The sequence below is a fragment of the Aquaspirillum sp. genome (assembly GCF_055136605.1).
The window spans coordinates 1-17,934 of record NZ_JBSQVP010000049.1; the positions used below are offsets into that span (position 1 = coordinate 1).

General features: G+C 51.8%; 16 protein-coding genes. 9 read left to right on the forward strand and 7 right to left on the reverse strand.

Annotation, left to right across the window (positions count from 1 at the left end; genetic code table 11):
- Positions 1 to 164 precede the first annotated feature (164 nt).
- Together argJ and recQ are read right to left on the reverse strand one after the other, a co-directional pair.
- Positions 165 to 1,379, reverse strand: a complete 1,215-nt coding sequence (gene argJ / locus ACTBZS_RS08995) for a bifunctional glutamate N-acetyltransferase/amino-acid acetyltransferase ArgJ (protein WP_463043897.1) — start codon at positions 1,377 to 1,379, stop codon at positions 165 to 167.
- Between the two features lie 46 nt (positions 1,380 to 1,425).
- On the reverse strand, positions 1,426 to 3,216 hold the full coding sequence (gene recQ / locus ACTBZS_RS09000; protein WP_463043898.1) for a DNA helicase RecQ: 1,791 nt from the start codon (positions 3,214 to 3,216) through the stop codon (positions 1,426 to 1,428).
- Positions 3,217 to 3,306: 90 nt separating this feature from the next.
- Here recQ and ACTBZS_RS09005 point away from each other — a divergent pair, with 90 nt between their 5' ends.
- From ACTBZS_RS09005 to ACTBZS_RS09015, 3 genes are read left to right on the forward strand one after another with little or no spacing between them, the layout of a single operon-like run.
- Positions 3,307 to 3,765, forward strand: a complete 459-nt coding sequence (locus ACTBZS_RS09005) for a surface-adhesin E family protein (RefSeq protein WP_460431360.1) — start codon at positions 3,307 to 3,309, stop codon at positions 3,763 to 3,765.
- Positions 3,766 to 3,777: 12 nt separating this feature from the next.
- Complete coding sequence (locus ACTBZS_RS09010) at positions 3,778 to 4,551, forward strand: ParA family protein (protein WP_460431361.1); 774 nt, start codon at positions 3,778 to 3,780, stop codon at positions 4,549 to 4,551.
- Entirely contained in the window at positions 4,548 to 5,015 is a 468-nt protein-coding gene (locus ACTBZS_RS09015; RefSeq protein ID WP_463043899.1) for a CreA family protein, read from the forward strand. Before ACTBZS_RS09010 ends, ACTBZS_RS09015 begins: the two co-directional genes overlap by 4 nt.
- A 10-nt stretch (positions 5,016 to 5,025) precedes the next feature.
- On the opposite strand, the gene ACTBZS_RS09020 is transcribed toward ACTBZS_RS09015, so the two are convergent.
- A complete protein-coding gene (locus ACTBZS_RS09020; RefSeq protein WP_463043900.1) occupies positions 5,026 to 7,314 on the reverse strand; it encodes a DNA internalization-related competence protein ComEC/Rec2 in 2,289 nt (762 codons plus the stop codon).
- A gap of 87 nt (positions 7,315 to 7,401) precedes the next feature.
- Here ACTBZS_RS09020 and ACTBZS_RS09025 point away from each other — a divergent pair, with 87 nt between their 5' ends.
- Positions 7,402 to 8,178 (forward strand): class I SAM-dependent methyltransferase, encoded by a 777-nt coding sequence (locus ACTBZS_RS09025; RefSeq protein ID WP_463043901.1) that lies wholly within the window; start codon positions 7,402 to 7,404, stop codon positions 8,176 to 8,178.
- Here the strand turns inward: ACTBZS_RS09025 and ACTBZS_RS09030 are convergent.
- The 4 genes from ACTBZS_RS09030 to ACTBZS_RS09045 are packed head-to-tail and all read right to left on the reverse strand — an operon-like array spanning position 8,155 to position 13,955.
- Positions 8,155 to 11,202, reverse strand: coding sequence for an efflux RND transporter permease subunit (locus tag ACTBZS_RS09030; protein ID WP_463043902.1), 3,048 nt, complete (start codon positions 11,200 to 11,202; stop codon positions 8,155 to 8,157). The genes ACTBZS_RS09025 and ACTBZS_RS09030 overlap by 24 nt on opposite strands.
- Positions 11,199 to 12,308, reverse strand: coding sequence for an efflux RND transporter periplasmic adaptor subunit (locus ACTBZS_RS09035; RefSeq protein ID WP_463043903.1), 1,110 nt, complete (start codon positions 12,306 to 12,308; stop codon positions 11,199 to 11,201). The genes ACTBZS_RS09030 and ACTBZS_RS09035 overlap by 4 nt, the downstream gene beginning before the upstream one ends.
- Before the next feature lie 24 nt (positions 12,309 to 12,332).
- Complete coding sequence (locus tag ACTBZS_RS09040; protein WP_463043904.1) at positions 12,333 to 13,667, reverse strand: dihydroorotase; 1,335 nt, start codon at positions 13,665 to 13,667, stop codon at positions 12,333 to 12,335.
- 36 nt (positions 13,668 to 13,703) lie between these two features.
- Positions 13,704 to 13,955, reverse strand: coding sequence for a sulfurtransferase TusA family protein (locus tag ACTBZS_RS09045; protein WP_040399607.1), 252 nt, complete (start codon positions 13,953 to 13,955; stop codon positions 13,704 to 13,706).
- Between the two features lie 84 nt (positions 13,956 to 14,039).
- Between ACTBZS_RS09045 and ACTBZS_RS09050 the strand changes: the two genes are divergently transcribed.
- The 5 genes from ACTBZS_RS09050 to ACTBZS_RS09070 form a co-directional block, all read left to right on the forward strand.
- Positions 14,040 to 14,804, forward strand: coding sequence for an NRDE family protein (locus ACTBZS_RS09050; RefSeq protein ID WP_460431367.1), 765 nt, complete (start codon positions 14,040 to 14,042; stop codon positions 14,802 to 14,804).
- Positions 14,804 to 15,316, forward strand: a complete 513-nt coding sequence (locus ACTBZS_RS09055; protein WP_463043906.1) for a CNP1-like family protein — start codon at positions 14,804 to 14,806, stop codon at positions 15,314 to 15,316. The genes ACTBZS_RS09050 and ACTBZS_RS09055 overlap by 1 nt, the downstream gene beginning before the upstream one ends.
- 156 nt (positions 15,317 to 15,472) lie before the next feature.
- Positions 15,473 to 15,760, forward strand: coding sequence for a co-chaperone GroES (gene groES / locus ACTBZS_RS09060; protein WP_022654384.1), 288 nt, complete (start codon positions 15,473 to 15,475; stop codon positions 15,758 to 15,760).
- A gap of 55 nt (positions 15,761 to 15,815) precedes the next feature.
- A complete protein-coding gene (gene groL, locus ACTBZS_RS09065) occupies positions 15,816 to 17,450 on the forward strand; it encodes a chaperonin GroEL (RefSeq protein ID WP_022654385.1) in 1,635 nt (544 codons plus the stop codon).
- Between the two features lie 121 nt (positions 17,451 to 17,571).
- A partial coding sequence (locus tag ACTBZS_RS09070; RefSeq protein WP_463043905.1) for an Rpn family recombination-promoting nuclease/putative transposase occupies positions 17,572 to 17,934 on the forward strand: 363 nt, incomplete at its 3' end.

Sequence of the window (17,934 nt, forward strand, 5' to 3'; positions counted from 1 at the left end):
ACAACTAAACGCTGTTTGCTGCTGCTGTGTTGCAGCGAGGAAGCGAACTATACCCACTCCACCTCTCACCGTCAACACCTACACTCACAAAAACTTTAGAAAAGTAGATAAATTATTGTTTGTTAAGCCTCTTTATTTTTCAAAAAAGAGGCTTAACCCGTCAATTAGCTACGGTAGTCAGCATTGATCTTCACGTAATCATAAGAAAAATCACATGTCCATACGGTTGCATTGGCCTCACCACGGCCTAACACCACCCGAATAGTGATTTCTGCCTGTTTCATCACACGCTGGCCGTCTTCTTCTTGATAGGCAGGATTGCGGCCACCATTCACAGCAACCAGCACATCATCCAAATATAACGACAGCTTCTCAACATCGAGGTCTTCAATACCGGCATAGCCAATCGCTGCCAAAATCCGGCCTAAGTTGGGATCAGAAGCAAAGAAAGCGGTTTTCACCAACGGAGAACGACCGATGGCATAACCAATCGCTTTACATTCTTCGATGGTTTTTCCGCCTTCGACCTTGACGGTCATAAATTTGGTCGCGCCTTCGCCATCGCGGACAATCGCTTGTGCCAGTTGTTCAGCGACTTCACGCAAGGCCTGATAGAGCTGGGCAAAAGCCGGCGTGTCGCGCTCGGCAATGTCAACACCACTTTGTCCAGTTGCAACCAAAATAAAGGAGTCATTCGTCGAAGTGTCACCATCAATAGTGATGCTATTAAAAGACACATCCGCCACTTCTTTGACGATAGCTTGTAATAGGCCCTGCGGCACAGCAGCATCGGTAGCAATAAAACCGAGCATGGTTGCCATATTGGGATGAATCATCCCTGCGCCTTTTGCGATCCCAGTGATGGTGACCGTTTTGCCATCCACCACAATTTGACGTGAAGTTGCTTTTGGCAAGACGTCAGTGGTCATAATGGCTTCTGCTGCCTGTGCCCAATCGGCTGTTTGACGGTCGGGCAACGCTGCAATGATTTTTTCGTATGGCAAGGGTTCAAGAATCACCCCGGTGGAAAACGGCAACACCTGCTGCCGTGCACACCCTAACTCAGCAGCCACCGCATCACACACACGGGTCGCCCGTTGCCGGCCTTCTTCCCCTGTCCCCGCATTGGCATTCCCTGTATTGACCACAATGGCGCGGATGGCCTCGCCACTGGCCAAATGTTCGCGACACAGGTGAACAGGTGCGGCACAAAAACGGTTTTTAGTGAAGACCCCAGCGACAGTGCTCCCTTCGGCCAAGGTCATTAACAAAACATCTTTGCGGCCGGGCTTTTTAATCCCAGCTTCGGCATACGCCAAAGAGACACCCGCAACAGCAGGTAATTCAGCGGGGTTTAACACAGGTAAATTAACGGGCATTTATTCACTCCAGAAAACAAGGTCATCCCACAACAAGCAGCGGTGTTCATTCTGCCTGATGCAGTAAATTCAATAGTTGTTGGCCATAACGTGCCACTTTACTTTCGCCTACACCCGTAATATGCCTGAGTTCGGTTGCATTCTCAGGAAGCTTTTCGATCAATTCACGCAGCGTGCGATCAAGAAAAATGGCATAGGCCGGCACATTATGCGCCTCAGCCACTTTTTTACGCCATCGGCGTAGCCGTTGCCACAATCGTTCTTGTCGTTCAGTCCGCAACCAACGCTCACCTTGTTGTGCCACCCATTTAGGATTCTTACTTTGTAGCGGGCGTAACGAAATGGCTTGCTCACCTTTCAAAATCGGACGGCACTCAGGCGATAACAACAGTGCATGACGTGGCGCATCGCCCAATTTCAGTAAGCCACGGGCTAATAATTGGCGAATCACAGCCCGCCATCCACGTTGTGTCAGTTCATGACCAATGCCAAAGGTGGAGAGGTGTCGCCATGCGGCGATTTCATTGTGGTCTGTTTTACCTAATAAGATGTCGATAATCTGTGCAGCGCCCAGTTGTTGACCTGTCCGATAAATGCAGGACAGTAATTTTTGTACTGGCACCGTCGCATCAAATAAAGAAGGTGGCTGACAGCAATTATCACATTTGCCACACGGAGCGACTGTTTCACCAAAATGGGCTAGGAGTTGTTGGTGACGACAGGTATTGGTTTCGCAATAGGCCAACATCGCTTGTAGTTTATTCAGCTCTACCTGTTGGCGGTCGGGACTGAGCGCAGATTGTGTCACCATAAACTGCAGCTGCATAACGTCGCTTAGGCCATAACACAGCCAACTGAGTGCCGGCAGACCATCACGCCCTGCTCGTCCTGATTCTTGGTAAAAACTTTCTGGGCTGCGAGGTAAATCAACATGGGCAACAAAGCGGACATCTGGTTTATCAATTCCCATGCCGAACGCCACCGTTGCCACCATCACCACCCCGTCATCACGCAAAAACTGTTGTTGGTGTTGCTCACGCATGGCATACGGCAAACCGGCATGGTAGGGCAATGCTGAAATCCCCTGTTCAACCAACCATGCGGTGATGTCTTCAACCCGCTTGCGTGAAGCACAGTACACAATCCCCGATTGCTCACGATAATGGTTCTGAATCAGCGCCAGCAGTTGTTGTTTGGCTTGGTTTTTTTGTACCACACGATAATGCAGATTAGGACGGGCAAAACTGGATAAGAAAAGCTGAGCCTGTTCGAGTTGAAGATGGTATTGAATCTCTTGCCGCGTTTGTGCGTCGGCAGTTGCAGTCAGGGCAATGCGCGGTACGGTTGGAAAATGTTGCGCCAACACCCCTAATTGACGATATTCTGGCCGAAAATCATGTCCCCATTGACTGACACAATGTGCCTCATCAATCGCAAACAGCGCCAACGGTAGGCTAGCTAAGAAAGACAGAAAATGAGGCTGCAACAAACGCTCAGGCGCGACATAGACCAGCTTGAGCTCACCACGCCGCATCGCTTTGGCAACCTCACGCGCCTGCTCTGGTGTTTGAGCAGAATTCAGATAAGCGGCGGCAACCCCCAATTCGGTCAAAGTCGCCACTTGATTTTGCATTAACGCAATCAGCGGACTGACCACGATAGCGATACCGTCGCGCAACAAGGCAGGAATCTGAAAACACAGCGATTTTCCGCCCCCTGTCGGCATCACCACCAAGGCATCACCACCGTTCACAAGGTGATTGACGACCGCTTCCTGATCTCCACGAAACGCGGTATAACCAAAAACATGATGCAAAATGTCAGACGCAGTAGTCATGGATTGGGCAAAATAGGCAGGAAAGCCAATAATTGTAAGCGGTTTATCTCCCTTGGCGACGGGAAGATCGCAGTGAGCAAAGGATTCAGCATGCAGAAGTGTCAGTTTCGTTTGGTTGGGGCAGGGTTGGCTGCTCTATTGATCTTGGCAGGTTGTGCCACGCCACAAGGGGGGCAGATGAGCAGCAGCAGTTCACCTAACGCCGAGTGGGAAAACCTTGGCGTGACGCCCAATGGCAATACCATGCACGAACTCGACAAGCTCTCGATTAAACGGCAAGGCAATAAAGTCACGTTTCGTGATCGCAAAACCATCTTTAATCTCACCAAAGAAAATTTCCTTACCGTCCCTCGGCATAAACACTCTTTGAATACCTGGGAAATTGACTGTGCCAATCAAACCTATCGCCTGTTAGACACCACGTTATACGACGAGAACAACCGCTTAGTGGTGACCTATCGCTATAGCGAACAAGAAAGCCGTAGCCAACCTATCAGCAGCAAATCAGCCAGCGAACAACAAAAACAACGAGTTTGCCCAGCAAACTAAAAGGAAAGCGTGATGCCAGCAATTCGCAGAGTGGTGTTTAACCAAAAAGGGGGCGTAGGCAAATCGACGATCACCGCCAACCTCGCTGCCATTGCCGCGTGGCAAGGGCGGAAAGTGTTGCTCATTGATCTCGATCCACAGGGCAACCTAAGCCATTATTTACTCGGGGCACCCAGCACCCAACCGGGCTTATTCGAATTCTTTGAACAGATTTTAAACTTCAGCTTATTCGCCAAGAAAAATCACGAATTTGCACAAGCGACACCGTTTGAGAATTTGTTTTTAATCGCCTCCCATCCCGAATTGGGCGAGTTGGCGGGTAAATTAGAAGCCCGCTATAAGATGTATAAATTGCGTGATGCGCTCAACGAGTTGAGCCATGAATATGATGAAATCTGGATTGATACCCCTCCAGCCCTCAATTTCTTTACTCGCTCGGCACTGATTGCCGCTGATCGTTGTTTGATTCCTTTTGATTGCGATACGTTCTCGCGCCAAGCCTTATATACCCTCATGGGGAATGTAGAAGAAATTCGCAACGATCATAATCGTTCACTACAGGTAGAAGGTGTGATTGTGAACCAGTTTCAGCCACGGGCTGCCTTGCCGGTGAAGTTGGTGACAGAACTCGAAGCGGAAGGGTTACCCGTGCGGACCGTGCGCCTGTCTAGCTCAGTCAAAATCCGTGAATCACACCAAGCCGCTAAGCCACTCATCCATTTCGACCCTAAACATAAACTCAGCCAAGAATTCGTCAATCTCTATCAAGAATTGAGCGCGGTATGAGTGGTTTACTTCGCATGGCAGTGGCTGGTGTGGTTTCGTTGTGGGCGATGACTGCAGCAGCAGAAACGGTAGGATGTGCCACCACAGCATGGAAATTGTTAGGCGCAAACCACCGTGTGTGTGTCGAAGCGTTTTACGACAAAAAAGTCCCCGGGGTAACCTGTCATGTGAGCCAAGCGCGCAAGGGCGGTATTTCCGGTAGTCTAGGCTTGGCACAAGATCCTTCGCAGTTTTCGCTGGCCTGTCGTCAAACCGGCCCCATCAGCTTGCCCGCCAAACTTCCCGAGGAAGAAACAGTGTTTAGTGAAGACACCTCGCTGTTGTTTAAAGAAACCCGCGTGGTCAGGTTGTGGGATGAAAAAAACCGCACGTTGGTTTATCTCGCCATCAGCCGCAAATTGATCGAAGGCGCGCCAGCCAACAGTATTTCCACCGTGCCGGTGATGCCGTGGCGTGGTGATTGATACGGTTGGCTTAATCTCCGCTGCCGGCGCTGGTGGCATACCAATACCGGCGTGCCTCGGCACGCTGTGCCTGAATGTGGGTTTGGTTGGGTGTCAGATGAACGCGAATTGCGCCATCACGGTCGGTGCGCCAACGCTGTTGCGCCATCCATAAAAACCGTTCCCATACTTGAGGCTGCGGATGGCGGAAAGCATTGCGATACCCCACGCTCACAATCACTTGTTCCGGTGCTACGGTGTTTAAAAACGTCAAACTGGAAGAGGTGCGGCTGCCATGATGCGCCGCTAACAAGACTTGTGAGCGCAATAAGTCTGGCTGTTGTTGGACTAATTGTGCCTCTTCTGCCGCCGTGATATCACCGGTTAACAACATCGCCTGCGAGCCGGTTCGCACACGCAACACACAAGATTGGCCGTTGTCATCACGCTGCGGTTCGCCGACGACTGGATGCAAAAAAGCAAACTCCACCCCATCCCATTGCCACACCATCCCCTGCCGACACGGAATAAATGGCGCAGACAGATGGGTTGCACTGGCTAAACGATAAGGGGCCAACCATTGTTGCACTGGCAAAGCGGCCACCACGGCGGCAGTCCCCCCGACATGATCAAGATCATCATGACTTAAAATCAAGGCATCGAGCTGGGTTACCCCTGCCGCGTGTAGCTGTGGCACCACCACCCGTTCTCCCATATCTCGCTCACCCAAACGCGGGCCGGTGTCGTATAACAGGCTATGGTTGGCAGTTTGAATCCACACAGCCAATCCTTGGCCAACATCCAACACCGTCAACCACACCTCATTAAGCGCAGGGCGCGGCGATGGCGCAAAAAATAGTGGTAATAACAACAGCACGGCAAAACCACGTCCCCCCACGCCAAACGGAACCAGCAGTAAACCACATCCCAACAGCGCAGCCAGTAACGATAACGGCTCGGGCACCGCCATCACCCACTGTGGCCACTGCCCCATGTATTCCACCGGCCATAACACCCCTACCAAGACCTGATGTGCCACTGGCAACGCCCATGAGACGGGTAGCACCGTGGCGAATAACAGCAAACCAGTGGCAAAGCCTCCGATCAAGGGAATGGCGTAGGCGTTGGCGAATGGCGCAACCCAGCTAATGGTTTGAAACAACACCAACACGGGTAATAAGGTCAATACAGTCGCACCCCATTGGGCCTCTAACCACAATCTCCAAGCACTTGGCCGCCGTACATAGCCCACCACTGCCAAGGCCATTGCTGCCACCGTGCCAAAGGACAACCAAAAACCGAGGGTCAACACGGCAAAAGGGTCGGGGATTAACACCGCCAACGCCGCGAACAGTAAAATTTTTGGCAATGGCCAAGGCTCACGCCGACTTAATGCCCACGTCACTGCCACTAACATATAAAAGGAACGTTGTGTCGGTACGGAAAACCCAGCTAATAGCGCATAAACCGCCGCAAACAACAAAGCCACCACCGCAATAATCGGGCGGTGTGCGGTTTGAACGGCACAGACACGCAATAACCACGCGGTTATCCATGCCACCCCCGCCGCCGCTAAGGTAAGGTGTACGCCAGAAATACTGATGAGATGAATTAAGCCAGTACGTTGAAACAGTTGCCATTGTTCAGCGGGAATCGCTTGTTGGTCACCGATTACCAAGGCACTGACCAAACCGGCATAACGCTGATTCGGCAGCTGTTGGGCAATATGTTGGCGAATACGGTCGCGCCAGTGATCAATCGACCATTGTTCACTGAAGCGAGGGGACAGCGGGACAGCACGGCGGATTTGACCTGAGACCAGTTGGGCATTCGCCCAAAGACTCGACTCCAACTCACGACCATAGGGATTGACCACACTGTGCATCCGTTTCAACCGAACCTGCATCTGCCAATGTGATCCAACGATTAAACGAGGCGGTAATTGCTGCCGCCCATCAAACAAAGTCAAACGCGATGGCACACGCAGCGTGGGATCCACCGTCAGCACATCTTCCACCTCCAGCTCAACGCGCCAGCCATAGCGTGTCATCTGTGGCAAACCGACCACCTGCCCAACCAATTCGATGGCGCGGCCTTCCCATGCTGGCGGGAGTTGTTGTGCTAAACGATGGTCGATGCGCCAAGCACTCCAACTGATCCCCAAGAGGAATAGACATCCCCAGCAAAATATCGTTTTTCGGGTATTACGCGCGACAACGGCAAGGGCCATCGCCAACAGCAGCGATACCGGCCAAGGTACGATTGACGGTAAACTATGTGGCAATGTAATACCCAATGCTAAAGCCAAGCCATAACCCACTGCCGACCCCTTTTGTCATGACAGTAGCCAGTCTAGCAAACTGCCGCTGCGGTCAACACCCTTTAAGAAGTTGTTGAGAAATACACTATGCCCGTTCTGCCTCCTCTTGTTTGTTTAGCACCAAATCGTCAACACGAAGCCGAAGCCTTTGCTGTGCAATTTGCGTTGTCATTGCAAGACCACCTGCCCAGCGATGGCTATGCCTTGGTGTTGCGCGAGACCCAGCTCAGTTTGGAACATCCCCATGCTCACGGGGCGGTGATGGCTGAATTTGTCGAAGGTGCCGCCGCCCATCGTCGCCAATTTGGTGGTGGAAAAGGGCAACCGGTGGCGAAAGCCATCGGTATCAAAGGCAGTTATCTGCCACAGGTTGTCGATGCCACCGCGGGTTTAGGGCGTGATGCTTTTGTGTTAGCCACATTGGGATGTGAAGTGACACTGATTGAACGCTCGCCAGTGGCCGCCGCTTTACTTGCCGATGGCCTCGCGCGCGCCGCTGTCCACTCAGACACCGCTGACATTGTGGAAAGAATGCAGTTGGTTCACGCTGATGCAGCAGATTGGTTGCTGACGTTAGACAGCGCACAACGGCCCGATGTGGTGTATCTCGACCCGATGTTTCCAGATACAGGAAAAAGCGCCGCTGCTAAAAAAGACATGCAGGCTTTTCAACACTGCATTGGGGATGATCTCGATAGTGAACGCTTGTTGGCAGCAGCCTTACAAGTGGCAAAAAAGCGGGTGGTGGTGAAGCGTCCACGCTTGGGCGAACGCATCCCCGGCCCCCCGCCGAATGCAGAACTACAAGGAAAAAGCACACGGTTTGATTTTTATGTACCGTTAGCGAACCGCCCGCCGCGCTAGCGCATTTTCCAACAACGAATATGCGGCGGGGACAACCACAAGCGTCAGTAAAGTCGAACTTAACATGCCACCAATCACCGCAATCGACAGCGGGCCATTGGTTTCTGCCCCCGCCCCCAAGCCCAATGCCGCTGGGAACATCGCCAAAATCACCGTCAGCGAGGTCATTAACACCGGACGCAGACGCATAGGGCAGCTGGCGGCTAGGGCCTCATCCACCGACATCCCTTTAGCGCGAAACTGATTGGTCACATCCACCAACAAAATGGCATTTTTCGCCACTAGACCAATCAACAAAATCAAACCAATCACCGAATAGGTGTTTAGGGTGTTGCCTGTCCACCACAGCGCGAACAGCCCGCCAACCACCGCCAGTGGTTCAGCCAACATAATCACCGCCGGCTGTGCAAACGAGTTGAACTGACTGGCCAAAATCATATACAGCAATAGCGACGCCAACCCGAACACAAACAACAACTGACCGCCGGTGCGCTCCAATTCCCGCGCCTCACCGAGTTTTTCAATACGATAACCGGGGGGCAGGGTGTCGCGAGCCACCTGTTCTACCTTCGCCAGCGCTTCAGAAAGCGATACCGTCGGCGAACCTTTCAGCGTGGCGGAATACAGCAGGTTTTGCCGTTCAATTTGAGTAGGCCCCACACTGCGCTCGATTTTCAACACACTATCCAATCGAATCATCTCGCCTTGCTGATTACGCAAATAAATTTTCTGCAAATCTTCTGGCCGTGTCAGCGCACTGTCCGCTGCCTTTAACCGCACATCGTAGCGAGTGCCGCTGCCACCTTCGTTAAACTGGGCAATATTGCTGCCTGCCGACAAAAGATTGAGCGTCTCGGCCACCGATTGAACGGTTAAACCATATTTCGCCACGGCATCACGTTGAATATCAAAGCGAATTTGTGGCAAGTTCAAATCCACATCCAAATCCACCCGCCCAATCGCCGGATCAGCCGATAACAACCGTTGTAAATTAGCTGCTTGTTGACCCACTTCATTCAAATTGGGCCCCACCACAGCAAATTGCAGCTTGCCGCCACGGGTTTCACCCACACGAGGATAGGGGAACGCTGACACCCGTGCCCCAGCAATCCCGCTTAACGCCTTGCGTACCTCGCCCAACAACTGTTGCTGTGATTGACTGCGCTCATCACGCGGCTTCATCCGCACAATCATAAAAGTCGAATTCACCCCACTCGATCCAAAACCGCCCACAATCGCCAGCACATTTTGGATTTCGGGATAGCGTTTTAATATCTGTTCGACCTGTTTGGTTTTTTCATCGGTGTAGTAGATGCTAGACCCCACCGGCGTCCGAATATTGACCATGAAGCGGCCTTCATCTTCTTCGGGCAAAAACTCGCTTTTCATCGCCATCATCGGCACCGCACTCGCTGCGACGGCCACCACCCCGACCAATAAAATCAACAGCCGATGGCGCAGCGAAAAACGCAATAAACGACTATACGATTGTTCAAGGGCGATAAATTGTTGCTCTAACCAGACATACAGGCGGCCATGTTGAGTTTCTACTTGCAAAAAGCGGCTGCACAACATCGGCGTCAACGTCACCGCAACAAACAGCGACACCATCACCCCAAACGACACCACAATCGCAAACGAATTAAACAAGCGCCCGACAATCCCCGATAAAAAAATCACCGGCAGGAAAATCGCCACCAAACTCAAAGTCGCCGCAATCACAGCAAAAATCACTTCCTGACTGCCATCAATCGCCGCTTGCATTGGGTCGTGTTGCCCCATTTCACGCCGGCGATGGATGTTTTCCAACACCACAATGGCATCGTCGACCACCACACCAATCAGCAATAGCAGCGCCAACAGCGTCACCGTGTTAAAGGTGTAACCGAGGAAATACATTAAGGCGATGGCACCCAGTAGAGAAACCGGAATGGCCAAGGCCACGATAAGAGTCGAGCGCCAGCTACGCAAAAATAACCACACCACCAAGGCAGCCAGCAATGTGCCTTCAAATAAATGGCTTTTCAGTGCCGCCACCATCTCTAGCACAAAGGTAGAATCATTCGACACCACCGCCAGATTCATTCCGGGCGGCAAACTGGGGCGAATTTGGCTATCAATGCGCCGTAGCACTTCATCAGCAATCGCCACCGTATTGGTGTTGGCAATCCGCACAATGCCGAGGTTGACCGTTGGCTTGCCGTTGATACGCGACAAATTACGCATATCTGTTTCGCCATCTATCACCCGCGCCACATCCGCCAACCGCACTGCGCCGTTGCCCCGCCACACCACCACCATCTCCTGCAAGGCAGATAGCGAGTGAAACTCTAGGTTGAGATCCACCAAATACTCACGCGGCCCCGCCACCACAAAACCACCGGCTTGTTGTAAATGTTCGCGTTTAAAAGCGTCTTGTACTTCTTTTGCCGTGAGGCTATAGCGTGCCAAACGCAGAGGGTCGAGCTCAATCCGAATCACCCGCTCCCCTCGGCCACGCACCAACACCTCGCCAACACCATCAATGGTTTCTAGCTGCTTTTTAACCACGTTATCACCGTAGTCATACAGCTGTTGCAAGGTACGATCCCCCGTCAGCGACAACCACATAATTGGTGACGAATTGGCATCGGTTTTTGACACCACCGGTGCGTCGGCTTCATCGGGCAAACTGCGCTGTGCCTGACTCACTTTCGATTGCACTTCGTTGAAGGCAACATCGACATCTTTATCTAAATTAAAGGTAATTTTGACGCTGGAACGGCCCGGGCTCGAAGTCGATTCGATTAAATCAATCCCGGGCACACTGTTCACGGCCGACTCAATCGCTTGTGTAATGCTGTTATCCACCACTTCCGGTGTGGCACCACGCAAGGTGGTCGATACACTGATAATGGGTTGTTCGATATTGGGATAGCGATCTACCCCAATACGTTGATACGCCAAAACGCCAAATAAAATCAGCACCGCAGACATCATATACGTCAGAACATGACGACGAATCGAAAATTCGGCTAATCTCATGACTGGCGGCCTTCTAGCGAATTTTTGCTTGCTTTGCTGTCTTGCTTCTCGGTTTTCGCTTTAATTTTTGCGCCATCAGATAAGAAACCAGCGCCGTCGCTGACCACCGGCGTACCGGCAGCGAGACCGTCCACAATTTCCACCCAACCTTGATCTTCCACGCCAGTTTTCACCACCGTAGCGCGAGCTTGTCCTTTGTCGGCGACAAACACCACCGAACCTTGCTGCCGCGCTACCACGGCAATACTCGGTACGGCCAACGCTTGTTTGCTGCTCAATACCACCGAAGCTTCAACACTTTGTCCAACACGAAACGTCGCCTGCGGTGGCAACGCTACCAAGGCTTCTAACATACGGTTTTGACTATCTAACGCAGGACGAATCTCACTGACAGCAGCAGTGAAGCGATCACCGGTTTCTGTTGTTAACGTCACAGGGCTGCCCACTCGCAACACACTGCCCTCGCGTTCTGACAAGGCAAAACGAGCACGCAAACCTTGTTGCCCCACCAAACGAAACAGCGCCTTCCCGACCGAGACATATTCTCCTTCACTGACCAAGCGGCTATCAATGGTGCCAGCTTGGGCCGCTTTCACTCCGGCGCGGGCCTGATCGCGGCGGGCATTCTCGGCTTGTGCTTGGGCAGCACTCAGCTGTTTTTGTAATGCGGTTAATTGGGTTTTTTGTTCTTCTAAATAAGCCGAGGACACAAACCCTTGTTCAAATAGTTGTTGATAGCGGCTGACTTGCCGTTGTTGTTGTTCGGCTTGAGTTTGCAAACGCAACGCTTCGGCATCACGCGCCAGACGGGTATTGGTGAGATCAGCGGCATCGATGGTTGCCAAGAGTTGACCCGCTTGCACTTGGCTACCGATATCGACATGCAGTTGCACCACACGGCCAGCGGTTTCACTGACCACCGTGGCGGCATTTAACGACTCCACCTCGGCCAACACCGCTGTCCGTTGTTCCAAGGTACGCACACTGGCAGTGGCCATGCTGACACTGATAGGCGGGGGGCCTTTTGGTTTATTGTCTGTCGTTGGCGCATCTGAACACGCCACCAACACCCCACATAACATCCCACCTAGCCATCGTCTCAGCATGAGCCCTCCTTGTGTCAAATTTGGTTAAAGAGAAAAACGCAACGCCATGCCACGACAATCTGGGCGGACTTGGCCTTCGTGCCAAGCCACTTGACCAGAAACAAGGGTGGTTAATACACGAGAGCGCAGATGACGACCGGCAAACGGTGTCCAACCACAGTGATAAAGGCAGTTGTCATTGCTGACAGTTTCCCCCTCTGCCATCTCCACTAACACCACATCGGCCCAATAACCTTCGCGTAAAAAGCCCCGTTCTTCTATGCGGAAGCGTTGCGCTACGTTATGACTGGTCTTTTGTACTAATTGTTCAATCGACAACACGCCATCGTGTACCAGCTCTAACGCACCTGCCAACGCATGTTGCACCAAAGGCAAGCCAGACGGCGCTTGGAAATAGTGGCCGGCTTTTTCTTCTCGGGTATGTGGCGCATGGTCGGTGCCGATAATATCGAGCACATTCGATGCCAACGCCGCCCGCAGTGCATCACGGTCTTGACGGGTTTTAATGGCTGGATTGCATTTGATGAGATACCCCAAATCGGCGTAGTCGCGTTCATCAAACAACAAATGATGGACACACACTTCGGCGGTGATTTGCTTATTCGTCATCGGGCCTTGGTCAAACAACGCCAATTCATCAGCAGTGGTGATATGCAGCACATGCAGCCGCGTGCCATGTTTCCGCGCCAGCTCCACTGCCAACGAGGACGACTTCAAACACGCCTCACGACCTCGAATAATCGGGTGGTACACCGCCGGCACCGCATCGCCAAAGCGTTCACGGAAAGCCGCTTCGTTGGCGCTAATCATCGGAGTGTCTTCACAATGCGTCAGCACAATCGTCGGCGCTTGTGCGAACAGGGCTTCTAATACTTTGGGATCATCCACCAGCATATTGCCGGTTGAAGCCCCCATGAACACTTTAATGCCGGGGGTACGTCGTGGATCGACCTTTAACACTTCATCCAGATTGTCGTTACTGACGCCGAAATGAAAAGCATAGTTAGCCGTTGCAGTTTGCGCCCCCAGCGCCAACTTATCTGTTAGGGCTTGTTGAGTCAGTGTCGGCGGTTTGGTGTTGGGCATATCCATAAAACTGGTGATCCCCCCCGCCACAGCAGCGCGTGATTCAGTGGCAATCGACCCTTTATGAGTTAAGCCGGGGTCACGAAAATGCACTTGGTCATCAATCATGCCGGGCAAGAGATAGCGACCTGCGGCATCAATTTCTTGTTTGATATCGCTGGGCGCACTGATTTCCGCCGCCATTTTTTCAATCCGCCCATGACGAATCAACATATCGCCCTGTTGAATTTGGCCTTCGTTGACCATGCGGGCATTACGAATCAGGATAGACACGGACACACACTCCTTTTTAATTAAGGTGAATTGCGTTTAGCGACGCTGTAGGACCAACCAAAATTTGCCATTGTCTAATGTCTCAGAGCGCAGCAAAGTGTGGCCAGTTTGTTTGCAAAAAGCAGCAAAATCGGCAGGTGCCGCCGGATCGGTGGCAGTCACAGCAACCACATTGCCAGAAGCTAAAACCGCTAGGGCTTTTTTGGTACGAAGAATGGGCAATGGACAGTTGAGTCCCGATAAATCGAGGGTTTGGTCAATTGGGGGTAAGGGGTTCAATTCAGACATAGCCATTAGACGAGATTTGAGTTTAGACAAGAAAGGCGACTATTCTACGCCTGCCTAATCATCTTTATACAAAGCGACTTTGTCATGTGTCTCATCGGTTTACACTATAAGGCGCTACCCGGCACCGTGTTGCTGTTGGCAGCCAATCGAGATGAATACTATCGTCGTCCCAGTGCTGCCCTTGGCCCTTGGCCCGATCAACCCGAGGTGTTTGGTGGTCGCGATTTACAAGGCGGCGGCAGTTGGTTAGCCCTACACCGTAACGGCCGTTTTGCGGCGGTCACCAATGTGCGGATGGGACTGAAGCCCCCACCGCAAGCATTATCACGCGGCAGTTTGGTCACCGACTACGTGTGTGGCGAGCTGTCCAGCTTGGCATTTGCCCACCACCTCACCCAACAAAGCCGCAGCTATGCGCCGTTTAATCTGTTATTTGGGCGAGTGGATGATTTGTATTGCTATCACAGCCCACGTCACACCCTCACTCGACTGACTCATGGTGTGTTTGGTTTATCCAATGCCCAACTCAATACCTCGTGGCCGAAGGTGGAACGACTCAAACATCGGCTAGAAAGCATCAAGCGCCTACCCGCAGAGGAAGAGATGTTTAGCTGGTTGCAAGATGCAGAGCATCCACCGTTAGACACCCTACCTAATACTGGTGTCGGTACCACACTGGAACGCCTGCTCTCACCGATTTTTATCCAAAGTGATGACTATGGCACCACCGCCTCGACTATTTTGATGGTGCGCTCACGCGGTGATGTTCTCATCAGTGAACAAGGCTACCATGCCGGCCGCCCAACTCAACGCAATCGTTTTACCTTCAAATTGGACTTTACATCGTGATGTGTTTTCGTCGCAGTCTCACCGTCTTATTACTCGCCAGCCTAGGCCAAGCAGCATGGGCCGATAATCGCGATCGTTTTAACCAAAACTACCATTGGGAACCGCCTAAAGTGTGGCAAGAAGCCGCCACCACCCTCCCCACCTACCCCAACGACAACACCTCATGGCTGGTGATTTCTGCGGGGCCGGTTTACCAAAATCAAATTGCCCTCGATGCCGACAGTCTCAGCATCGGCACTGATGCCGTGATTCGTTACACCCTACGCATCACCAGCAGTGAAGGCGTCGCCAATATCAGCCACCAAGGGCTGCGGTGTGATAGCCGTGAATTCAAATTGTTTGCCATTGCTGCTAGCCAAAATCATGAATGGCAAGACGCTAAAACCGCACAATGGCGACGCATTCAACCCGGCCATGTGCCACAAGCTTTACTTGCCCGCGACTATTTATGTGAAGACGGCCGACCCTTGGATAACACCGCTTTGATGCTGGCCCGATTGAAAAAAGGCTAAAAATTTCTTGCGGAGGGCTCTTGAAAACCCCTTGGGGCGTTCCTATTATTGGCACTCGCAAGGGCAGAGTGCTAACAACACCTCGCCCAGAGGGAAATCCCTCGCAATTTAATAACCGATTTTGTTGTAACTCCCTAAGTGAATCAGGAGAACTCCATGGCAATTCGTCCCTTACATGACCGCGTTGTGATCAAACGTCTCGAAGCCGAAGAAAAAACCGCTTCTGGTATCGTTTTGCCCGGCAATGCCGCCGAAAAACCGGACATGGGTGAAGTAATCGCCGTTGGTAATGGCAAGATCTTGGAGAACGGCGAGCGTCGTCCTCTGGAATTGAAAGTCGGCAACAAAGTGATCTTCGGCAAATACTCCGGCCAAACCGTCAAAGTGGACGGCGAAGAGCTGTTGGTGATGCGTGAAGAAGACGTGATGGGCATTGTGGAATAAGCCACACACACTTTTGTTTAGTTAGACGATTCGAATACGACTGGAGTAACACACTATGGCAGCAAAAGAAGTCAAATTTGGTGATTCCGCCCGCGCCAAGATGGTTAATGGCGTTAACATTCTGGCCGATGCAGTGAAAGTCACCTTGGGCCCGAAAGGTCGCAACGTGGTGTTAGAGCGCAGCTATGGCGCCCCCACCATCACCAAAGACGGTGTGTCTGTTGCTAAAGAAATCGAACTGAAAGACAAGTTCGAAAACATGGGTGCCCAAATGGTGAAAGAAGTGGCATCCAAAACCAACGATATCGCTGGTGACGGTACCACCACAGCCACCGTATTGGCACAAGCCGTGGTACAAGAAGGCATGAAATACGTTGCCGCCGGCATGAACCCAATGGATCTGAAACGTGGTATCGACAAAGCAGTCATCGCCATCGTTGAAGAACTGAAAAAAATCGCTAAGCCTTGCGCCACCACCAAAGAAATCGCCCAAGTGGGTTCGATTTCTGCAAACAGCGACACCGTGATTGGTGAAAAAATCGCTGCTGCAATGGAAAAAGTGGGCAAAGAAGGCGTGATCACTGTTGAAGATGGTTCCGGTTTGGAAGACGAACTGGACGTGGTCGAAGGGATGCAATTCGACCGTGGCTACCTGTCGCCCTACTTCATCAACCAGCCAGAAAAACAAATCGCACAATTGGACAACCCATTTGTGTTGTTGTTTGACAAAAAAATCTCCAACATCCGCGACTTGCTGCCAACCTTGGAACAAGTGGCAAAATCTGGCCGCCCACTGTTGATCATTGCAGAAGATGTGGATGGTGAAGCACTGGCAACATTGGTGGTGAACAACATCCGTGGCATCCTGAAAACCGTGGCCGTGAAAGCCCCTGGTTTTGGCGATCGCCGCAAAGCCATGTTGGAAGATATCGCTATCCTGACCGGCGGTACTGTGATTGCTGAAGAAGTCGGTTTGACTTTGGAAAAAGTGACATTGGATCTGTTGGGCCAAGCCAAACGTGTCGAAGTGGGCAAAGAAAACACCACGATCATCGACGGCGCAGGTCAAGAAGCCAACATCCAAGCACGTGTGGCACAAATTCGCGCTCAAATCGAAGAAGCGACCAGCGACTACGACCGTGAAAAACTGCAAGAGCGCGTGGCGAAATTGGCCGGCGGTGTGGCAGTGATCAAAGTCGGTGCAGCTACCGAAGTCGAAATGAAAGAGAAAAAAGCCCGCGTGGAAGATGCATTGCACGCCACTCGTGCAGCCGTGGAAGAAGGCATTGTCCCCGGCGGTGGCGTTGCGCTGTTGCGTGCCCGTAAGAACATGGGCGAGCTGAAAGGCTTGAACGCAGAACAAGACGCTGGTATCCAAATCGTGTTGAAAGCGATTGAAGCTCCATTGCGTCAAATCGTGAAGAACGCTGGCGATGAGCCTTCTGTGGTGGTGAACAAAGTGTATGAAGGCGAAGGTAACTTCGGCTACAACGCTGCCACCGGCGAATACGGCGATTTGGTTGAAATGGGTGTGTTAGACCCAGCTAAAGTAACCCGCTCCGCGCTGCAACACGCTGCTTCGGTTGCTGGTTTGATGTTGACTACCGATTGCATGATTGCTGAAATCCCAGAAGACAAGCCTGCAGCACCTGATATGGGTGGCATGGGCGGTATGGGCGGCATGATGTAATCTGACGTTCTCGTCAAAAAGAAAACCCCACCAAATTCGGTGGGGTTTTTTGTTTACCCACGACATCTCCCAACCTGCCGGACTACAATTAACCATATCATCCTCAGCCATCACCCCAATCATGCTGCCGCTTCTCGATCCAAAGAACGATTACATCTTCAAACGTCTCTTTGCCCAATCACCCGAATTGCTGTCTGATTTGATCAACAGCATCCGCTACGATCAACCACCGATTACGATTACGGATATTCTCAACCCCAATATCTCCGGTGAAGACCTCCACGCCAAAGAAATCGTGTTAGATGTCTTGGCCAAAGATGGCTTTGGCGTGCAATACAATATTGAAATTCAGGTGCGGAAACAGACGTATTGGGGAGAGCGAAGCTTGTATTACAGTTCGCGTCTTATCAGCGAACAGTTAGAAAGCGGTCAATCCTATCGTGAGATGAAGCATGTGATTTGTATTCATCTACTGGATTTTGAT